This window comes from Paenibacillus sp. GM1FR (assembly GCF_002803315.1).
Taxonomy (GTDB): Bacteria; Bacillota; Bacilli; order Paenibacillales; family Paenibacillaceae; genus Paenibacillus; species Paenibacillus amylolyticus.
The window spans coordinates 119430-135705 of record NZ_MKZL01000066.1 but is presented as its reverse complement, the minus strand read 5'-3'; the positions used below and the strand labels follow the sequence as shown (position 1 = coordinate 135705).

The window sequence follows — 16276 nt, the reverse complement described above, 5'->3', positions numbered from 1 at the left end:
GAGGTCATCTTTTTTTCTGCGATCAAGCCTGTACTTCGTTTCGTTTTGCTCCCACAGGGTAATTGTCAAACAAGACACGATGTACATTTATCCTGAAGGAGGAGAAGCACATGTCTAAAAGAAGAGGAATACTCATGACGGCTATCGGCGCAGGTGTGACTTATCTGATGAGGAACAAACAAGCAAGAGATAAGCTGTTTAGCACTGTCTCGGGTATGATGAAAAACCCCAATTCGTCCAATGGAACAAGTAAAAACAGACCACGTGTGGAAGTGAAATAGATTGCGATAGTTCGTTTATCGATTGAATTTAAATGATGATCACGAGAAACCTGGAGATGAAGTCGTTCCAGGTTTTTTTGTGCAGTTGAAAACTACCCTTTGTTTCGGTGAGGCATGCGATTTTTGCCAGCAAGAATGATACAATGGATACTTGCAGAACGTATGGAGGGAGATGCACATATGAAGAAAAATCGTCTGGGTACATCCGAACTGATGGTGTCTGAGATTGGGCTGGGATGTATGTCACTTGGAACTGAAATGGAGCACGCTGTGGGCCTGGTTCATGAGGCTCTGGATCATGGGGTCAATCTGTTGGATACAGCCGATCTGTATGACGAAGGGCGTAATGAAGAGATTGTAGGACAAGCTATTAAAGGGCGTCGGGACCAAGTCATTGTGGCGACCAAAGTAGGTAATCGTCGTCTGCCTGGCAAAGAGGGCTGGTCATGGGACCCGTCCAAAGCCTACATTAAGCAGGCTGTACATGAAAGTCTGAAGCGTCTGCAGACCGATTACATCGATCTGTATCAGCTACATGGCGGGACCTTGGACGACCCCATCGAAGAGACGATCGAAGCGTTTGAGGAACTGAAGAAGGAAGGACTTATCCGATATTACGGAATTTCCTCCATTCGTCCCAATGTGATTCGGGAGTATGTAAAGAGGGCAGCCATCGTCAGTGTGATGAACCAGTACAGCATTGCTGACCGCAGAGCGGAAGAAGAAGTGCTGCCTTTATTGGAACAAAAGGGGATCAGCGTAATTGCCCGTGGACCAGTAGCTAGCGGTGTGCTTGCCGATTCCGGATCTGCCAAGGCAGACAAAGGTTATCTGGACTATACGCCAGAGCAACTATATACCATTCGGCAAGGGCTAAGTCGTCTTGTTACAGACCAACGCAGTATGGCTCAGACGGCTATTCGCTACGCGTTATCCCATCCTGCCGTAGCAGCAGTTGTCCCTGGTGCCAGTTCAAGAGAACAGTTGTTGCATAATGTTGCTGCTTCGAATTCGCCTGAACTCACCGCTGCGGAAATTCAGGAAATACGAGAGCTCAGTCCCGCTATTCTGTACAAGCAGCATCGTTAACTCCATTAAGCCTATTTTCAATTGTAACTATACGAGGTACAATGAAGATCAGCCAAAAAAGGAACATATAAGGGAGAGAAGACATATGGAAAGAATTCAAAGTGAACAGCAATATTTGGATACAATTAACTCTGATGGTTTTACCGTCATTAAATTTGATACAACCTGGTGTCCGGATTGCAAAAACCTGGATCGTTTTATCGGGGATGTTATCGACCAACATACGGACAAAACCTTCTATGCCCTGGATGCAGAAAAGTTCCAGCCGTTTGCTGAAGAGAATGGTGTACGCGGCATTCCAAGCCTGCTCGTCTTCCAGAACGGCAAGAAAGTCGCACATCTGCATAGCAAATGGGCTAAAACACCTGCTCAAATCTCCGAGTATCTGGAGACGCTTGAATCCAAAGTTTAAGTGTACAAAGGCATCAGTAGTTTGACTAATTAATTTAGCTAAGGAGACCTCTTCTTGTCCTGCGACAGGAAGGGGTTTTTCTGCTTCATCCGAGCACGCATGATGTGCATTCAAATGTGCATTCAAATGTGCATTTGAATAACTGAAGTTGAGAAACAACGCTTGTTTAGAATTTGTTCAGTGCTCCCATGTATACTGTGAGAACAAACTGAATATTTGGAGTGAACAAGATCCGTATGAAGAATGAAATTTTTGAAGAAATGCACCAATTAAGTCACAATGATGACCGAAGATACCGATTGTTGATGATCGGGGTGAAGCAATTGCTGCAGGAACAAAAGGAGAATAGATATAATCTGCGTGAGAGATTGAAGAGTCGAAAGAAACACCGGAACTTTCAAGTAAAAGAGTGGTACTAGCCAGACTGCTTTTCAGAAGTGAACATAAATATGGTTGTCCATGATACATAGTAAACCTAGTCGGCATCACCAATGATCCAACCCACTAAAGAAGGAAGTAATGAAGAATCAGACTTCTTCTAATTACGGATGTTCCTGTCTTTAAGCAGCAAAAAGAATCATAAACCAACAGAAACTTAGCTCAGAATATAAAATATGGCGGCCTCGCTTCCCAAGGGAACGTGAGGCCGCCATTGATTTTGCCTGTCTAATTACTTGAATTGTAATGCTTACATCAAAATAATAAAGAACACGGCTGCCAAGACAAAGCGATACACAGCAAAGACGGTCAGGCTCAATTTTTTCAAAATGGACAGGAACGTCTTGATCGCAAGCATGGCGACGATGAAAGCAGCGATGAATCCAATCGCAAAGATTGGGAAATCACTGCCGTTCAGGTGATCGATACTTTTGTACAGGTCATATCCCGTAGCACCAATCATAATTGGCACAGACACGAGGAATGTGAACTCCGCAGCGGCTACACGGCTTACCCCTGCAAAGAGACCGCCTGAGATCGTTGACCCGGAACGGGAGAAGCCTGGCCACAACGCCAAGATCTGAAATATACCCACCGCGAATGCCTGTTTGTAGGAAATATCATCGACATCATGGGTAGTAATCCGCCCACTCCTCCGGCTCCAGCGTTCGGCCACGATCATCAATATACCACCTATAACGAGACTGTACAGCACTGTTTCCGGACCAAACAAATGTGCTTTGATCCAGTCGCGGAATACAAGTCCGATGACTACGGCAGGAACCATCGCCAGGAAGATATGTCCCAGATTGAGGCGGCGGGAGTAAGGTCTGCTCCCTCCGGTGAAGCGGAACATATCAATGAATTTGTTCCAATACAGTACAACAACAGCAAGTACAGCCCCGAGTTGAACAACCACCTCAAACGTTTTGACTGACTCGTTGTCCTCCGATAAACCCAGCAGGTGGGCAGTCAGAATCATGTGTCCAGTAGAGGACACGGGCAAAAACTCAGTCAAACCTTCGATGATGCCCATAATAATGGATGATATAATGTCCAATTCTCTTCCTCCTTGAAATGCAGGTGACAGCACAGGCTGTCCTGCTTGACCATGCCTGTTCATTTGAACAAGGCTATCACCTATTATGATCACAAATGCACTCAACTTCAACTTATGCTTGTAACCATTTGTTTAAAACTATATTGACAAAAACCTAGTTATCCCATAGGATATAAATTAACTGACTGACTGATCAATCGGGAGGGTTACATGAATGACCAAAATTAACGGTTTGGAACCCGGTGAAGAACGCCGGGACCAAATAATACGCATAGCGATGGAACGTTTTGCAACCCAAGGCTACCATCAGACGAAAATTTCCGATATCGTCCGCGAGGCTGGTGTGGCGCAAGGGACATTCTACTGGCACTTCAAGAGTAAAGAAGCCATTGCTTCAGAGATTGTCTTAACGGGCAAGGAGGAGTTACTTGAGTCGATTGGACAAGGGTACCGCAAGGATGCCGGATCGGTAGAAGATATGGTGAAAGCATCGGAAAGGCTGTTCACTGACCTGTTCATGTTTGCCGCGCAGAATCGTTATTTTATGGAACTGTTACTCAAAGGCATCGTGACGGAAGAATCCGTACAACGCCTGGTTGAGGAGACACGTAATGCTGTGGAAACTGCGTTTCGTCACAATATGGAACGTGCCATCGAACTCGGCATGTTGCCTAAGGGCATGAATGTTCCACTTCGAGCAGCGCTATTGGTAAGCATGATTGAAGGCATGATATCACGCTGGTTGTTTGGTTCCGATGAGTTGCACAGCAAATTTTCAGCCATGACAGCTTCATCGCTGGCAGCTGAGGCAGCAAGCTTTGAGTTTTACGGACTGCTAGGCACATAAGATTCACATGATTAAACAAATAGCAGGGAATAATGGGTACAACTGCGGTTTAGTCACAATAAAGTAACCCAATGTACATCCAGATCAATACACGACTGAGAGGAAGTTAACGTAATGAACAACACATATGGATCGAAAACTCGTAAAGGCTGGTCTTTGACAGCAATTCTGCTGATGACCGTGCTGGTACTTAGTGCTTGTGGAAGTAAGGCAACAGATGGTGGAAGCACAAATGGTGCACAGGCAAGTAATGAACTGGAACAGATCAAGTCGGCTGGCGTTATCAAAGTGGGCATGATGGGCACATACGCACCGTACAACTTCCTGAACGATAAGAAAGAAATGGACGGCTACGATGCCGATATCGCACGTGAAGTTGCGAAACGTCTTGGGGTTGAGGTTGAATTTGTATCCCAAGAGTTCTCCGGTTTGACACCAAGTCTGCAAGCGAAGAAGCTTGATGCCATTATCAGCCAAATGACGATTACCGATGATCGTAAGAAAGTATTGGATTTCAGTGATCCGTATATTACGAACCAAGTTAAAATTATTGTAAAAGAAGACAATAACGATATTACCAAACTGGAAGACTTCAAAGGTAAAACGATTGGCGTAGGTCTGGGTACAAATGATGAATCATATCTGCGTAATGAAGTGTTGCCCAAAGTGGGAGACTTCACGATCAAAACCTATGACGATGTCATCTCTTCACTCAAAGATCTGAATGCTGGGCGGATTGATGCAACAATCAACAATATGTACGCTCTGAAACCGATTGTGGATGCCAACGGATTGAATATCAAAGCTGTAGGTGAAGCTATTAAGAGTGACCAGGCAGGTATTGCTGTTCGCAAAGACAATCCGGAACTTGTAGCAGCATTAAATGATGCTCTCAAAGGCATGAAAGATGATGGCACGTACAATACCATTTTCAAAAAATGGTTTGGTGAAGAGCCTGCGCAATAATGAACCTGCAAGGCGAAGGGAAGATTTGACCCATGGAACTGGTATTTGAGAATATCCCCTTCTTTCTGAAGGGGGCTTATTATACGCTGTATGTAACAGTGATCTCCATGTTTTTTGCGTTCATCATCGGAGTCCTTGTTGCGATTGCTCGTCTGAAGGGACCGATGTGGCTTAGGTTGATCGCAAGGTTTTATGTATCCATCATGCGGGGAACCCCGCTGCTGGTGCAATTATTCGTTATTTATTACGGATTGGTCGATTATGGAGTGACCTTGGGATCGCTCACCGCAGCATGTCTGGGACTGAGTCTGAATGCAGGTGCGTTTCTGTCGGAGACGTTCCGTGGAGCCATTCAGGCTGTGCCTAAAGGACAGACGGAAGCTGCATATGCAACGGGAATGACCCCGGCTCAAGCGATGAGACGGATTATCTTCCCGCAGGCTGTGCGCATTGCGATTCCGCCCATGGGGAACACCTTTATTGGCATGTTGAAGGAAACATCACTTGTGGCGGCGATCGGTGTTACCGAGTTGTTGCGTTCAGCACAGCTGTTGGTATCACAATATGCATTGAACATGCCATTTTATCTGGCTATTGGTGTAATTTACTGGATCATGAGTATCGGCTTCTCGGCCATTCTGGAACAAGTGGAGCGCCGGTTGGCCCGGGCTTACTGATAGGAGGAGAGAACCGATGATTACAACAACTGGACTTACCAAACGTTTTCAGAAAAATGAAGTACTTACGAACATCGATCTTCATGTCGATGCCAAAGATATTGTTGTATTGCTCGGCCCAAGTGGTTCAGGCAAAAGTACCTTGCTGCGCTGCCTGAATGGACTGGAAGAGTTATCCGGAGGACAGATTGAAGTGAACGGCATTGTGGTTAACAGCGCAGATCCGCTGCGAGTCCAACGTGCCCGGGTACTGGAGATTCGTCGCCAGACCGGCATGGTATTCCAGCAATTCAATCTGTATCCGCACAAGACAGTGCTGGGTAATGTGATGGAAGGTCTTGTTACGGTAAAAAAAATCAAGCGTGACGAAGCGGCTGAACGCGGCCGGATTCTTCTGGATCGGGTCGGCTTGTCGGACAAGCAGGATGCGTATCCATCCCGATTGTCTGGTGGACAACAGCAGCGGGTTGCCATTGCACGTGCACTTGCAATGGAGCCGGAAGTGATGCTGTTTGATGAGCCCACTTCAGCTCTTGATCCTGAATTGGTCGGAGAAGTGCTTTCCGTCATGAAGGAGCTGGCAGAGGAAGGCATGACGATGCTTGTTGTGACACATGAATTGAAGTTTGCCCGTAATGTGGCGAACAAAATCGTCTTTATGGCGGACGGGTCAATTGTGGAAGAAGCAAGTCCACAGGCCTTTTTTGAACATCCAACGCAAGAACGCACCCGTCGTTTCTTGCAACAAATTACTGAATTTTGATGAAGATAACAGCGATCGGAAGAACGAACGTACTCGGAGCGGGTATTTAAGGTCATGAACGATATCAGTTCAACTACACTTTTTGCACAAGAACGGAGAGGACAGAAGAAACCTGAAGAAGCGGAGCGTGCGCCTTTATCCCCTGATTTTACCCTTGAAGAAGGAAAAAAAAAATCTGGGGATAACAGCGATCGGAAGGTTATTCTGTCATCGGAGTGGCAAGTGCAAACCTTTTTCGCTTGAACTTAAACTATTGTAAGAAAGAAGGATAACATCATGAATGTAACAACCGTATGGAAAGGCAAACGTGCGTTTACTTCCGAAGGACCCTCTGGCTACGCCGTTGGCATGGATGCCACTGCTGCTTATGGTGGTGACAGCAAGGGTGCGACCCCGATGGAATTGTTACTGGCGGGTCTCGGGGGCTGTATGGGAATCGATATTACGATGATTCTGGACGCTTTCCTGGACAAAATTGAGTCAATTGAGATTGAAGCGCAAGGTACACGCAGTGAAGAGATGCCTAAAGGGTTCACATCCATTGATCTGATCTTCAAAGTCGATGGCGATATCCCGGATTATCGCATCTGGAAAGCCATCCAAATGGCTGAAGAAAAATATTGTGCAGTCTCCGCTTCGCTGAACGCCGATATTCATCCTAAACTGATCCTCAATGGAGTAAGTACACCTCGTCCTTAATAACAAACGAACAGATTCTATACTAAGCAGGCACTTCCAATCGTGGGAGTGCCTTTTTTGGCTTATCCAACACCTCAACAGTGATTTCGTCCATCTAGTAGTCACTAAACTTCTGTCAGTAGAAAATAATTCGGTAAGCCCGGTCGCCATGTTAATGGCGGTCTCTTCTACTAGAGGTAGCCTAGCTTGTAGCCTGGCAATATATTACCCATTGCAATGACAATCCGAATTCTGGCGGTTATGTGGTATGATTAATTCTGAGGACAGAACATCCTGATCCTGCTGTTTATATGTAAGCGCTTATACAGATGACGGAAGGTGCAGACATGTTGAAAAGATTGATACGAACCACTAATAATCTCAAATTAAAGCATAAATTGCTCATTTCCTATGTACTGGTTGTCATGATTCCGGTCCTGATTGTTGGTCTTGCTGTGACCAGTTATTTTCGCCAGCAAGCCCTGGACAATGCGATAGGACAGACGATCATCAATGTGGACAAAATCAAGAGTCAGACGGCAACCATGCTTCGTGTACCAACCGATATATCCAATCTATTAATGTTTAATGCGGATCTCAAGGAGATCGTCAATAAACGGTACAAGAGCGTTGTAGAGCTAACCTCAGCGTATCTTGCATACAAAGACTTTCAGGAGTACAGGCGTTTGTACCGTGAGATAGCAGGCATTCGTTTTTACTCAACTAACCCAACATTGATCAACAACCTCGAATTCATCCCGGTAGACAAGCAGACGGAAGAGAGCTACTGGTACCAACAGGCACTGAAAACAACCAGCATCGGGTGGTTCTACATTCCGGACAAGGAAGATAATCCTGTACACAAGCTCAGCCTGGTGCGCAAAGTACCTTTTGCCGAGTATCGGACCGAGGGCGTGTTGATGATTGTGATCAATCAGGATGAGCTGAATGGATTGTTGCGTCAGGAACAGTTTGAGACGATGATTACGGACGAGCAGGGGTATGTGGTTGCGGCCAAGAATACCGAGCTGGTGGGTAAAACGCTGGATGAGCTTGATTTTGGCGTTGATCTGCAGAATCAGGCGAAAGGCACCATAGAGGGGGATTTCCGAGGGGAACCATCTAATATTGTTATTGATGAGCTGGGCCCTGGATCGAGTATGAACAGCCTGAAGGTGATTTCGGTTTTTGCCACCAAAAATATCGTCAAAGACGCCAACACCGTCAGCTTGATCGGCATGATTTTTATTATACTGGTGCTGGTGATCGCCCTATTATTCGTATATATCATCTCGTTCCTCACTTCGAACCGATTGCTCCGGCTGAGTAAACACCTCAACAAGCTTGCATTAGGAGACCTGAACGTGACTTCACGGATTGATGGAAACGATGAGATTGGGCAACTGTCACGACAGTTCAACTATATGGTGAAAAGTATCAATGAACTCATGACGCAGGTGGTAGAAGCGACCGAACAGAACAATCAATTGGAAATCGCCCAAAAAGAGATTAAATTGAAAATGATGGCGAGCCAGATCAATCCCCATTTCTTGTTTAATGCACTGGAGTCCATTCGGATGAAAGCGCATATCAAGGGAGAAGCAGAGATTGCCAACATCGTCAGGCTGTTGGGGAAGCTAATGCGCAAGAGTCTGGAGATTGGCAGTGGAAAAACAACCTTCCGGGCTGAACTTGAAATGGTACGTTCCTATTTGGAAATTCAGAAATTTCGTTACGGCGACCGCCTTGCATTCCAGATCCATATCGATCCCGAGGTGGAGAAGATGTACATTCCGCCTTTGATTATTCAACCTCTGGTTGAGAATGCGATTGTCCATGGTCTGGAGAACAAAGAGGGCACAGTCCGTGTTCATATAAGTATTCGTTTAGTAGAGAACATTGTGCAGATCCGTGTGGATGACAATGGTGCAGGCATAACGCCAGAACGACTGGCTGAGGTGATGCAGTTTATCTGTGGACCGGAGGAGCAGGAGAAGAGTCGGATCGGCATGCGTAATGTACATCAACGCTTAACATTGACGTACGGCGAGCCATATGGATTACAGATTAAGAGTGTATATGGGGAAGGAACAGAGGTTTCTTTCACTTTGCCAGCAGGAGGGGACCAACATGTATAAAGTGTTTTTGGTGGATGACGAACCGAGCATACGTGAGGGACTGACAACCATTATCGAGTGGGAAAAATACGGATTCCAGGTTATCGCTACAGCTGCCAGCGGGCGTGAGGCCATCTCCCGGTTTGAGGAATTGGAGCCTGATCTGACGATTATTGATATTCGCATGCCCGGTATGACCGGGCTGGATGTGATTGAAGAAGTGCGCCGGAATCATCCGGATTCGCACTTTTTGATATTAAGTGGTTACGCAGATTTTGATTATGCCAAAAAAGCCATCAGTTTTGGTGTGGATGGTTATCTGCTCAAACCGGTGGATGAAGAAGAGATTATTGGTGAACTGGAGCGTATTGCTACAATCCTGACCCGTGAACGGGAGACAATGGCACGTCATGCTGGTGAAGATACCGTCTTTAGGGAGCATCAGATCGAGGCTTTGCTCTTTGACAGTCTGGAGGGTGCGGGTAGCACGGAAGAAGATAGCCTGGGGCTGCACTGGCCTCACTATCAGATTGTGCTGCTTGAGATGCATGTAACCCCCGATCTGCAACGGGGAAGTGTTATGAAACGCAAACTGATTGAAGCATTTGACCATAAAGACCGAGGCATTGTATTCTCGTTCCATTCCGGTCTGGGGCTGTTAAGTAAGGAAATAATCACATCCGAGTCATCTGCAAGAAATCTGTATGATGAGCTGGAAGGACTGCTGGGAGAATGGGAAGTTCACATGTATGGTGCTGCAGGAGAACCCGTACATTCCACTTCTGAAATTGCGCGGTCATACACGCAGGCAAATCGTTTACTCGGGGAACGCTTCTTGTTCACGGAGCAACGCATCATTCTGTGGACTGAAGGCAGCGAAGGCCAAAGCGTTGTTAAACCAGAAGTTGAAGCTGTGGACGGAGCACATGAGCCAGTTGAGGACGAACTCGCGGACAAGCTGTATTATGCGTTAGACATCCGCAGTAGTGAGTCCGTTATGCGGGTGCTGGGTGAGATGGAAGAGCGCCTGGTTCCATATCACCGAACAGAGCAAGCGATTAAGACGGCGTTCTCACAGGTATTTTCCCTGGCGTTCAACAAACTTGCAGCGACGAATCAACATATGCACTCCATTATGCAGGAACATTCGGTTCTGATTAATGAAGTCTATCATCAATTTACGATGACTGATCTCAAAGTCATGGCATCGGAACACTTGAATCGACTTATTCAGCGTATGGGTGGGGGAAGCAAGGATACTGTATTGAAACAGATGATTGAATTTATTCAGCGTAACCCTGGCGAAAATCTCAAGCTTGAGGTACTTGCTGAAGTGTTTAACTATAACAGCAGTTACTTGGGTAAGTTGTTCAAGAATCATACTGGAGAGTATTTCAATGCATTTCTGGACAAGGTTCGTATGGAAAAGGCCAAGGAATTGCTGGACGAAGGACTGAAGGTCCATCAGGTTGCAGCGAGAGTGGGGTATGCAAATGTGGACTACTTCCACGGTAAGTTCAAGAAATATGTAGGGGAATCCCCTTCGGCTTACAAACAGGCCAGAACCCAATCACCAATTAAAGGAACGGCTACGGATATAAACGAGGAATAAGTACGGAGTGCTGGGCGTTGCCCCTGCCTATTGTGTAAAACGTTTTCGAGATTGCTGAGGAATTCCAGATTCATCATATTGTCCATGCACTTCCCATGATAAGCAATGGTCACCGAATGCTTCACATTTTAGACTGGATTTACAAGTATCCAGATGAAGGGATGGCTATACGATATGAATTTGTCTGATATAGGCGCTGTACGTCATACATTGAACTTAAATGGAACATGGCAGTTTTGTTTGGATCTGGAGTCCGATACACTCGTTGAACAAGAGATATTACCACCTTCACAGTGTGAAAATACATCATGGGAGACCATTCAGATTCCCGGTTCATGGGAAGAGCAAGGATACGGAGATGAGCCTGCATACGAAAGGCTCGATACCTGGACCAAGGTACGTGAATATGAAGGCTCAGCCTGGTATGCTCAGGATGTTCATGTTCCATCAGACGATCCCGGATGCCACTATGTATTCAGATTGGAAGGTGTCCGATGGACAACCCATCTCTGGATCAATGGACAATATGCCGGGCAGCAGGATAGTCTGGTGAATCAACAGAAGTGGGATGTTACCTCTCTGGTGAAGCAGGGAGAAGTGAATCGTGTGGAGATGCGCGTGGATAATACGATGAAACTTCCGCTGGCGGGTAGCCACATTCATTCATTGCATACGGCTACAGCCTGGGGAGGAATCACAGGTGGTGTTTATCTGGACATTTTGCCCCCCTGCCGATTACAGACGTTACGTATTCAACCAGAGGCTGAGACTGGAACCATTTTGGTTGATTGTACTGTAAGCGCTCCCGCAAATGAATCGGCTAGAACGATGCAATTACATGTGGATATCCAGCATCCGGACGGCACATGGCTTGATCGATATAGTTGTAATGTTAATCTGAGTGATCCATCACATGTGGATATTAGCTCAGCAGGTGTAACTGAAAGCAACGCTGTAATAGATCAGTGGCGATTGGAACTTGGAACAGAGAAGTCTATCGCAAGATGGTCGGATGAATCCCCTGAATTATACAAGGCTGTGATCCGTCTGCATGACGGTGAACAGGAACTGGATCGGCTGGAGCAATCATTTGGTGTACGCTCCTTTGCAGCAAACGGGAAGCAGCTTGAGTTGAATGGGACACCAGTATATCTGCGTGGGTACGTCGATTGCTGTATCTTTCCACTGACGGGTTATCCCGTCTGGAACAAGGAGCATTATCTTCAGCAATTTCGAATCGCTAGATCGTATGGCTTCAATCATGTCCGACTGCATGGATGGAGCGCGCCGGAGCCTTTCTGGGATGCTGCTGATGAAGCGGGCATGTTGGTGCAGGCAGAACTTCCCCATTGGTCTCGTTTCTTTGAACAATCGGATCAGTCTGCGCCAGTTGAAGTATTGTCCTATCTGACACAAGAACTGGACGGGTTGCTTCAGTCGCTGCATAGACATCCTTCATTCGTCATGTTCTCCATGGGGAATGAACTCATTGGTCCGAATGGCCACCCTGAACTCAATGCATTGGTCTCAAGGGCAAAGGATATGGACCCGACCCGGTTATATACGGACAATACAGGTTTTGGACAGCTTCCGGCGCAAGGGCGGGAAGGTGATTATTATATTCAGTCGTTGAACTGGCATCCCCCGTTGGAATCCGCATATTCTGCTGTGCCGGATACCACGCTGGACTATCATGCAGTCACTCGGCTCGCGGAGCATCCCGTCATTGGGCACGAACATGCACAGTACACCATGTATGTGCGGCCCCAAGAGCGAGCGAAGTATACTGGCGTATTGCGTCCTAGCTGGTTACGACCGATCGAAGAATCGTTAACAAACAAAGGCATGATCGAGGACTTGGAGCATTTTCAACAGGTCAGTGGTACCCATCTGGTACGTTCCTTAAAAGAAGCCATGGAGCGGATTCGGCGAACACCGGACGCTGCGGGCGTACAACTTCTGGACATTCGCGATTTTCCAGGACAGGGACATGCTACGACGGGCATTCTGGATGTATTTTGGGACGACAAAGGCATTACAACACCAGAAGAATTCATGTGTTTCAACGCTGATGTGGTGCTGTTGTTAAGCTGCAAAGAGCGTACATTTTACGCCGGAGAACCCATTCATGTCGATGTACGTCTCTCTCACTACGGTAAGGAGCCGCTTGAGGACGCGGTCATTCAGTGGAGATTAATAAGCGATGATCTGATACTTACTGAAGGGGCATGGAGGACCGGAGATATCCAATGTGGGTCCGTCATGTCACTGGGAAGCCTCGTCGCTACCGCTCCTCATGAAGGGGCAGCAGCTTTTCGGATCGAGGCGGAGCTGATATCAGGCGATTCGGAGAGAACTGTAGCGAATGTATGGCATGGCTGGTCGTTTCCTTTTTACGAGTCTCATCCGGGTTCGAATCGGTTCTGGAATACCATGGCAGAGTTGAAGCCATTCCTGGGTGAAGCGCATGATGATTGCGTAGATCGCATCGATGGATTTCAGTTGTTGAAAAATCGGGAGATTGACTTGGTTATCGTTCAGTCGTTAACACCCAATGTCGTTGATTATGTGGTCAACGGGGGAAGTGTTTGGCTACAGGCAACCGTAGAAGGGTTATATGATTCAGTGGAGACCAAGTATCTGCCTGTATTCTGGAATTACCTGATGTTTGCTACTCAGCCTGGTGCAACGATGGGCATGTATTTGAGAGATCAGCTAGCACTACTAGGCTCCTTCCCGCATGATGGGGCTTCGGACTGGCATTGGTATCACTTGGTGAACGGTACACCAGCGATATGTTTGGATACGTTGCCTGGGGTGGAGCCGCTGATTGAAGTGGTGGACCATTTCCATCGGGCCAAACGACTTGCTTATGCCTTTGAGGCAAAAGTAGGGAAGGGCAAGATTTTGATATCCTCACTTCCGTTTGCCAATCTGGCTGTAATGAAGCGTCCGGAAGCCGCCTACTTATTTCAGGAGATACTTGCGTATCTGAATGGAGATCAATTCCGTCCAGCAACCTCCATATCCGTAGCGCAATTACTCGGCATCGTTAAACTGCAAACCATTCAATTTACATTGTAATCAGAGGGACCCGAAAGGGTCCTTTTTGTATGCCATGTAATTGAAGTAAACGATTACTATAAAACGTTTTCGATATTTTCCACTTTCAATAGTATTTTACCTTAATATTACTTTTATATCATTTGAAAGTATAATTTATCACTGATTTTAACGAATTAATGTCTGATTATATATGTCTATATCTAATTTTTATATGATTTTCTCTAAAATCCAGATGGTATTTTGAAAACGCTCTATCGAGTATGATTATTTTATAAAACAGAGGAGGGGGAACGGAGATGGAAACGCTAACAAAAAAATCCGCTTCCGCGAACAGAAGCAGTGACCCCAAACCGCCTTTAAAGAATCGGCGGAACGGAATTTGGGACAGAATGAAACAGCAGAAATATCTCTATCTCATGTCATTGCCATTCGTAGCTTGGGTTTTCGTATTTAACTATCTGCCACTATGGGGATGGACGATGGCTTTCCAAAATTATAAACCTGCCAGATCGTTTGGTGATCAAGAGTGGGTTGGTTTTAAACACTTTGTAGAGCTGTTCAGTGATGATCGTTTCTATCTGGTACTTCGAAATACACTTGCAATGAGTTTGATGGGACTGGTTGTCGGTTTTATCGTACCGATATTCTTCGCTATTCTCCTGAATGAAATGAGAGGCATGTTCTTCAAACGTGCCGTGCAAACGGTATCATATCTGCCTCACTTTGTATCCTGGGTTGTTGTAGCCGGGATCATTACGAAGATGCTCTCCACCGATGGAGGGATTATCAATGATCTATTGGTAGGACTGAACATTATCGATCAGCCGATCCAATTCATGGCCAAGGGGAACTTGTTCTGGTACATTGTAACCGCTTCAGATATGTGGAAGGAAACCGGTTGGAATGCCATCATCTATCTGGCGGCGATTACAGGTATCGACAATGAGTTGTATGAAGCTTCCCGTGTAGATGGAGCCAACCGCTGGAGACAGATGTGGCATATTACGCTGCCTGGCATACGGACCACGATTTCTGTACTTTTCATCATGTCAATTGGACATCTGATCAGTATCGGTTTCGAGAAGCAGTTCTTGCTTGGCAACAGTCTGGTCACAGACTACTCGGAAGTACTTGATCTATACGCGCTCAATTATGGTTTGAATATGGGACGATTCTCGTATGGTACAGCCATAGGTATATTCAACTCCGTTGTCAGTATCATCCTTCTGTTTACTGCGAACGGCTTGTTCAAAAAATTCACAAAAGAAAGCATCATGTAGGGAGGGGACGACATTATGGCGAACAAAGCATTCAATGCTACTCGGGGCGATAAACTGTTCGATATATTCAACATCCTCGCGATGACCATGGTGCTGGTTGTAACACTTTATCCATTCCTTAACGTACTAGCCATCTCACTCAATAACTCGACAGATACAGTACGTGGCGGAATTTACTTGTGGCCTCGCGAATTCACATTACAGAACTACAAAACGATTTTCCAATATGATGGATTGTTACAAGGTTTGCAAATCTCCATTCTGCGTACACTTGTAGGTACCGTGCTCGGATTGATCAGTTCATCCATGATCGCCTTTACACTGAGCAGACCTGATTTTGGACTTAGAAAATTTGTTTCCACAACGCTCGCGCTCACGATGTATTTCTCCGGTGGTCTGATTCCGGTGTACATTCTGATGCGTGACTTGAACCTGATCGGTACATTCTGGGTATATGTATTGCCTGGCATGATCAGTGCATTTAACGTGTTCATCATCCGTTCATTCATTGATGGCCTGCCATACTCATTGCAGGAATCGGCGAAGCTGGATGGAGCGAATGACTTTACAATCTATTACAGAATCATCTTGCCACTGTGTAAACCAGTGCTTGCTACCATCGCATTGTTCCTGGCTGTAGGTCAATGGAATGCGTGGTTCGATACGTACCTGTATAATGGTTCAAAGGCACATCTGACCACGCTCCAATATGAGCTGATGAAAGTATTGCAAAGTACACAGCAGGGCTCAGGTGCTGGACGAAATGCCAATGATATGGCGCAGCAAATGACACAGATTTCACCGGAATCGATCAAAATGGCGATTACGATCGTTGTAACGGTTCCAATCCTCATTGTATATCCATTCCTTCAGAAGTACTTTGTTGGTGGTATGACACTGGGCGCAGTAAAAGGTTAAACAATTGGGTACAGGCTGCCACATAGAGCGGCCGTACATCTACAAATGAAGCATCAGGATACCCGAAGCGCA

Annotated in this window: 16 protein-coding genes; 15 read left to right on the top strand and 1 reads right to left on the bottom strand. The window is 46.1% G+C overall.

Translation table 11 applies throughout. The features are described from left to right. The first annotated feature begins 110 nt into the window (after window positions 1–110). The 4 genes from PAEAM_RS32070 (at window position 111) to PAEAM_RS29920 (ending at window position 2201) form a co-directional block, all read left to right on the top strand. Entirely contained in the window at window positions 111–281 is a 171-nt protein-coding gene (locus PAEAM_RS32070; protein WP_165790107.1) for a hypothetical protein, read from the top strand. A gap of 180 nt (window positions 282–461) precedes the next feature. Beyond that, window positions 462–1370 (top strand): aldo/keto reductase, encoded by a 909-nt coding sequence (locus PAEAM_RS29930; RefSeq protein WP_100529853.1) that lies wholly within the window; start codon window positions 462–464, stop codon window positions 1368–1370. Window positions 1371–1455: 85 nt separating this feature from the next. After that, entirely contained in the window at window positions 1456–1782 is a 327-nt protein-coding gene (locus tag PAEAM_RS29925; protein ID WP_047841605.1) for a thioredoxin family protein, read from the top strand. A gap of 236 nt (window positions 1783–2018) precedes the next feature. After that, on the top strand, window positions 2019–2201 hold the full coding sequence (locus PAEAM_RS29920) for a hypothetical protein (protein WP_036606873.1): 183 nt from the start codon (window positions 2019–2021) through the stop codon (window positions 2199–2201). A gap of 269 nt (window positions 2202–2470) precedes the next feature. Here the strand turns inward: PAEAM_RS29920 and bacA are convergent, their stop codons facing one another. Continuing rightward, on the bottom strand, window positions 2471–3280 hold the full coding sequence (gene bacA / locus PAEAM_RS29915; RefSeq protein ID WP_100529914.1) for an undecaprenyl-diphosphate phosphatase: 810 nt from the start codon (window positions 3278–3280) through the stop codon (window positions 2471–2473). A gap of 214 nt (window positions 3281–3494) precedes the next feature. Here bacA and PAEAM_RS29910 point away from each other — a divergent pair, with 214 nt between their 5' ends. From PAEAM_RS29910 to PAEAM_RS29860, 11 genes are all read left to right on the top strand, one after another. Continuing rightward, entirely contained in the window at window positions 3495–4127 is a 633-nt protein-coding gene (locus tag PAEAM_RS29910; protein ID WP_036668073.1) for a TetR/AcrR family transcriptional regulator, read from the top strand. Window positions 4128–4241: 114 nt separating this feature from the next. Next, window positions 4242–5093: a substrate-binding periplasmic protein gene (locus tag PAEAM_RS29905; RefSeq protein ID WP_076253558.1), complete on the top strand. Its 852-nt coding sequence runs from the start codon at window positions 4242–4244 to the stop codon at window positions 5091–5093. A gap of 32 nt (window positions 5094–5125) precedes the next feature. Next, a complete protein-coding gene (locus tag PAEAM_RS29900) occupies window positions 5126–5770 on the top strand; it encodes an amino acid ABC transporter permease (protein WP_017692207.1) in 645 nt (214 codons plus the stop codon). 16 nt (window positions 5771–5786) lie between these two features. Then, window positions 5787–6533, top strand: a complete 747-nt coding sequence (locus tag PAEAM_RS29895; protein ID WP_100529852.1) for an amino acid ABC transporter ATP-binding protein — start codon at window positions 5787–5789, stop codon at window positions 6531–6533. A 54-nt stretch (window positions 6534–6587) separates the two neighbouring features. Beyond that, a complete protein-coding gene (locus PAEAM_RS29890) occupies window positions 6588–6776 on the top strand; it encodes a hypothetical protein (RefSeq protein ID WP_076253559.1) in 189 nt (62 codons plus the stop codon). Between the two features lie 33 nt (window positions 6777–6809). Continuing rightward, window positions 6810–7232: an OsmC family protein gene (locus PAEAM_RS29885; RefSeq protein WP_017692209.1), complete on the top strand. Its 423-nt coding sequence runs from the start codon at window positions 6810–6812 to the stop codon at window positions 7230–7232. A gap of 326 nt (window positions 7233–7558) precedes the next feature. After that, window positions 7559–9349: a sensor histidine kinase gene (locus PAEAM_RS29880; protein ID WP_100529851.1), complete on the top strand. Its 1791-nt coding sequence runs from the start codon at window positions 7559–7561 to the stop codon at window positions 9347–9349. Then, complete coding sequence (locus PAEAM_RS29875; protein ID WP_165790106.1) at window positions 9342–10940, top strand: response regulator transcription factor; 1599 nt, start codon at window positions 9342–9344, stop codon at window positions 10938–10940. Before PAEAM_RS29880 ends, PAEAM_RS29875 begins: the two co-directional genes overlap by 8 nt. 174 nt (window positions 10941–11114) lie before the next feature. Next, window positions 11115–14024 (top strand): glycoside hydrolase family 2 protein, encoded by a 2910-nt coding sequence (locus tag PAEAM_RS29870; RefSeq protein WP_165790105.1) that lies wholly within the window; start codon window positions 11115–11117, stop codon window positions 14022–14024. A 278-nt stretch (window positions 14025–14302) separates the two neighbouring features. Continuing rightward, window positions 14303–15286, top strand: coding sequence for an ABC transporter permease (locus PAEAM_RS29865; RefSeq protein WP_036606891.1), 984 nt, complete (start codon window positions 14303–14305; stop codon window positions 15284–15286). Between the two features lie 15 nt (window positions 15287–15301). Beyond that, entirely contained in the window at window positions 15302–16204 is a 903-nt protein-coding gene (locus tag PAEAM_RS29860; protein ID WP_036606894.1) for a carbohydrate ABC transporter permease, read from the top strand. Window positions 16205–16276 lie beyond the last annotated feature (72 nt).

Coding starts and splice junctions, on each gene's coding strand:
- PAEAM_RS32070 (WP_165790107.1), top strand. CDS start 111: ATGTCTAAAAGAAGAGGAATACTCATGACGGCTATCGGCGCAGGTGTG.
- PAEAM_RS29930 (WP_100529853.1), top strand. CDS start 462: ATGAAGAAAAATCGTCTGGGTACATCCGAACTGATGGTGTCTGAGATT.
- PAEAM_RS29925 (WP_047841605.1), top strand. CDS start 1,456: ATGGAAAGAATTCAAAGTGAACAGCAATATTTGGATACAATTAACTCT.
- PAEAM_RS29920 (WP_036606873.1), top strand. CDS start 2,019: ATGAAGAATGAAATTTTTGAAGAAATGCACCAATTAAGTCACAATGAT.
- PAEAM_RS29910 (WP_036668073.1), top strand. CDS start 3,495: ATGACCAAAATTAACGGTTTGGAACCCGGTGAAGAACGCCGGGACCAA.
- PAEAM_RS29905 (WP_076253558.1), top strand. CDS start 4,242: ATGAACAACACATATGGATCGAAAACTCGTAAAGGCTGGTCTTTGACA.
- PAEAM_RS29900 (WP_017692207.1), top strand. CDS start 5,126: ATGGAACTGGTATTTGAGAATATCCCCTTCTTTCTGAAGGGGGCTTAT.
- PAEAM_RS29895 (WP_100529852.1), top strand. CDS start 5,787: ATGATTACAACAACTGGACTTACCAAACGTTTTCAGAAAAATGAAGTA.
- PAEAM_RS29890 (WP_076253559.1), top strand. CDS start 6,588: ATGAACGATATCAGTTCAACTACACTTTTTGCACAAGAACGGAGAGGA.
- PAEAM_RS29885 (WP_017692209.1), top strand. CDS start 6,810: ATGAATGTAACAACCGTATGGAAAGGCAAACGTGCGTTTACTTCCGAA.
- PAEAM_RS29880 (WP_100529851.1), top strand. CDS start 7,559: ATGTTGAAAAGATTGATACGAACCACTAATAATCTCAAATTAAAGCAT.
- PAEAM_RS29875 (WP_165790106.1), top strand. CDS start 9,342: ATGTATAAAGTGTTTTTGGTGGATGACGAACCGAGCATACGTGAGGGA.
- PAEAM_RS29870 (WP_165790105.1), top strand. CDS start 11,115: ATGAATTTGTCTGATATAGGCGCTGTACGTCATACATTGAACTTAAAT.
- PAEAM_RS29865 (WP_036606891.1), top strand. CDS start 14,303: ATGGAAACGCTAACAAAAAAATCCGCTTCCGCGAACAGAAGCAGTGAC.
- PAEAM_RS29860 (WP_036606894.1), top strand. CDS start 15,302: ATGGCGAACAAAGCATTCAATGCTACTCGGGGCGATAAACTGTTCGAT.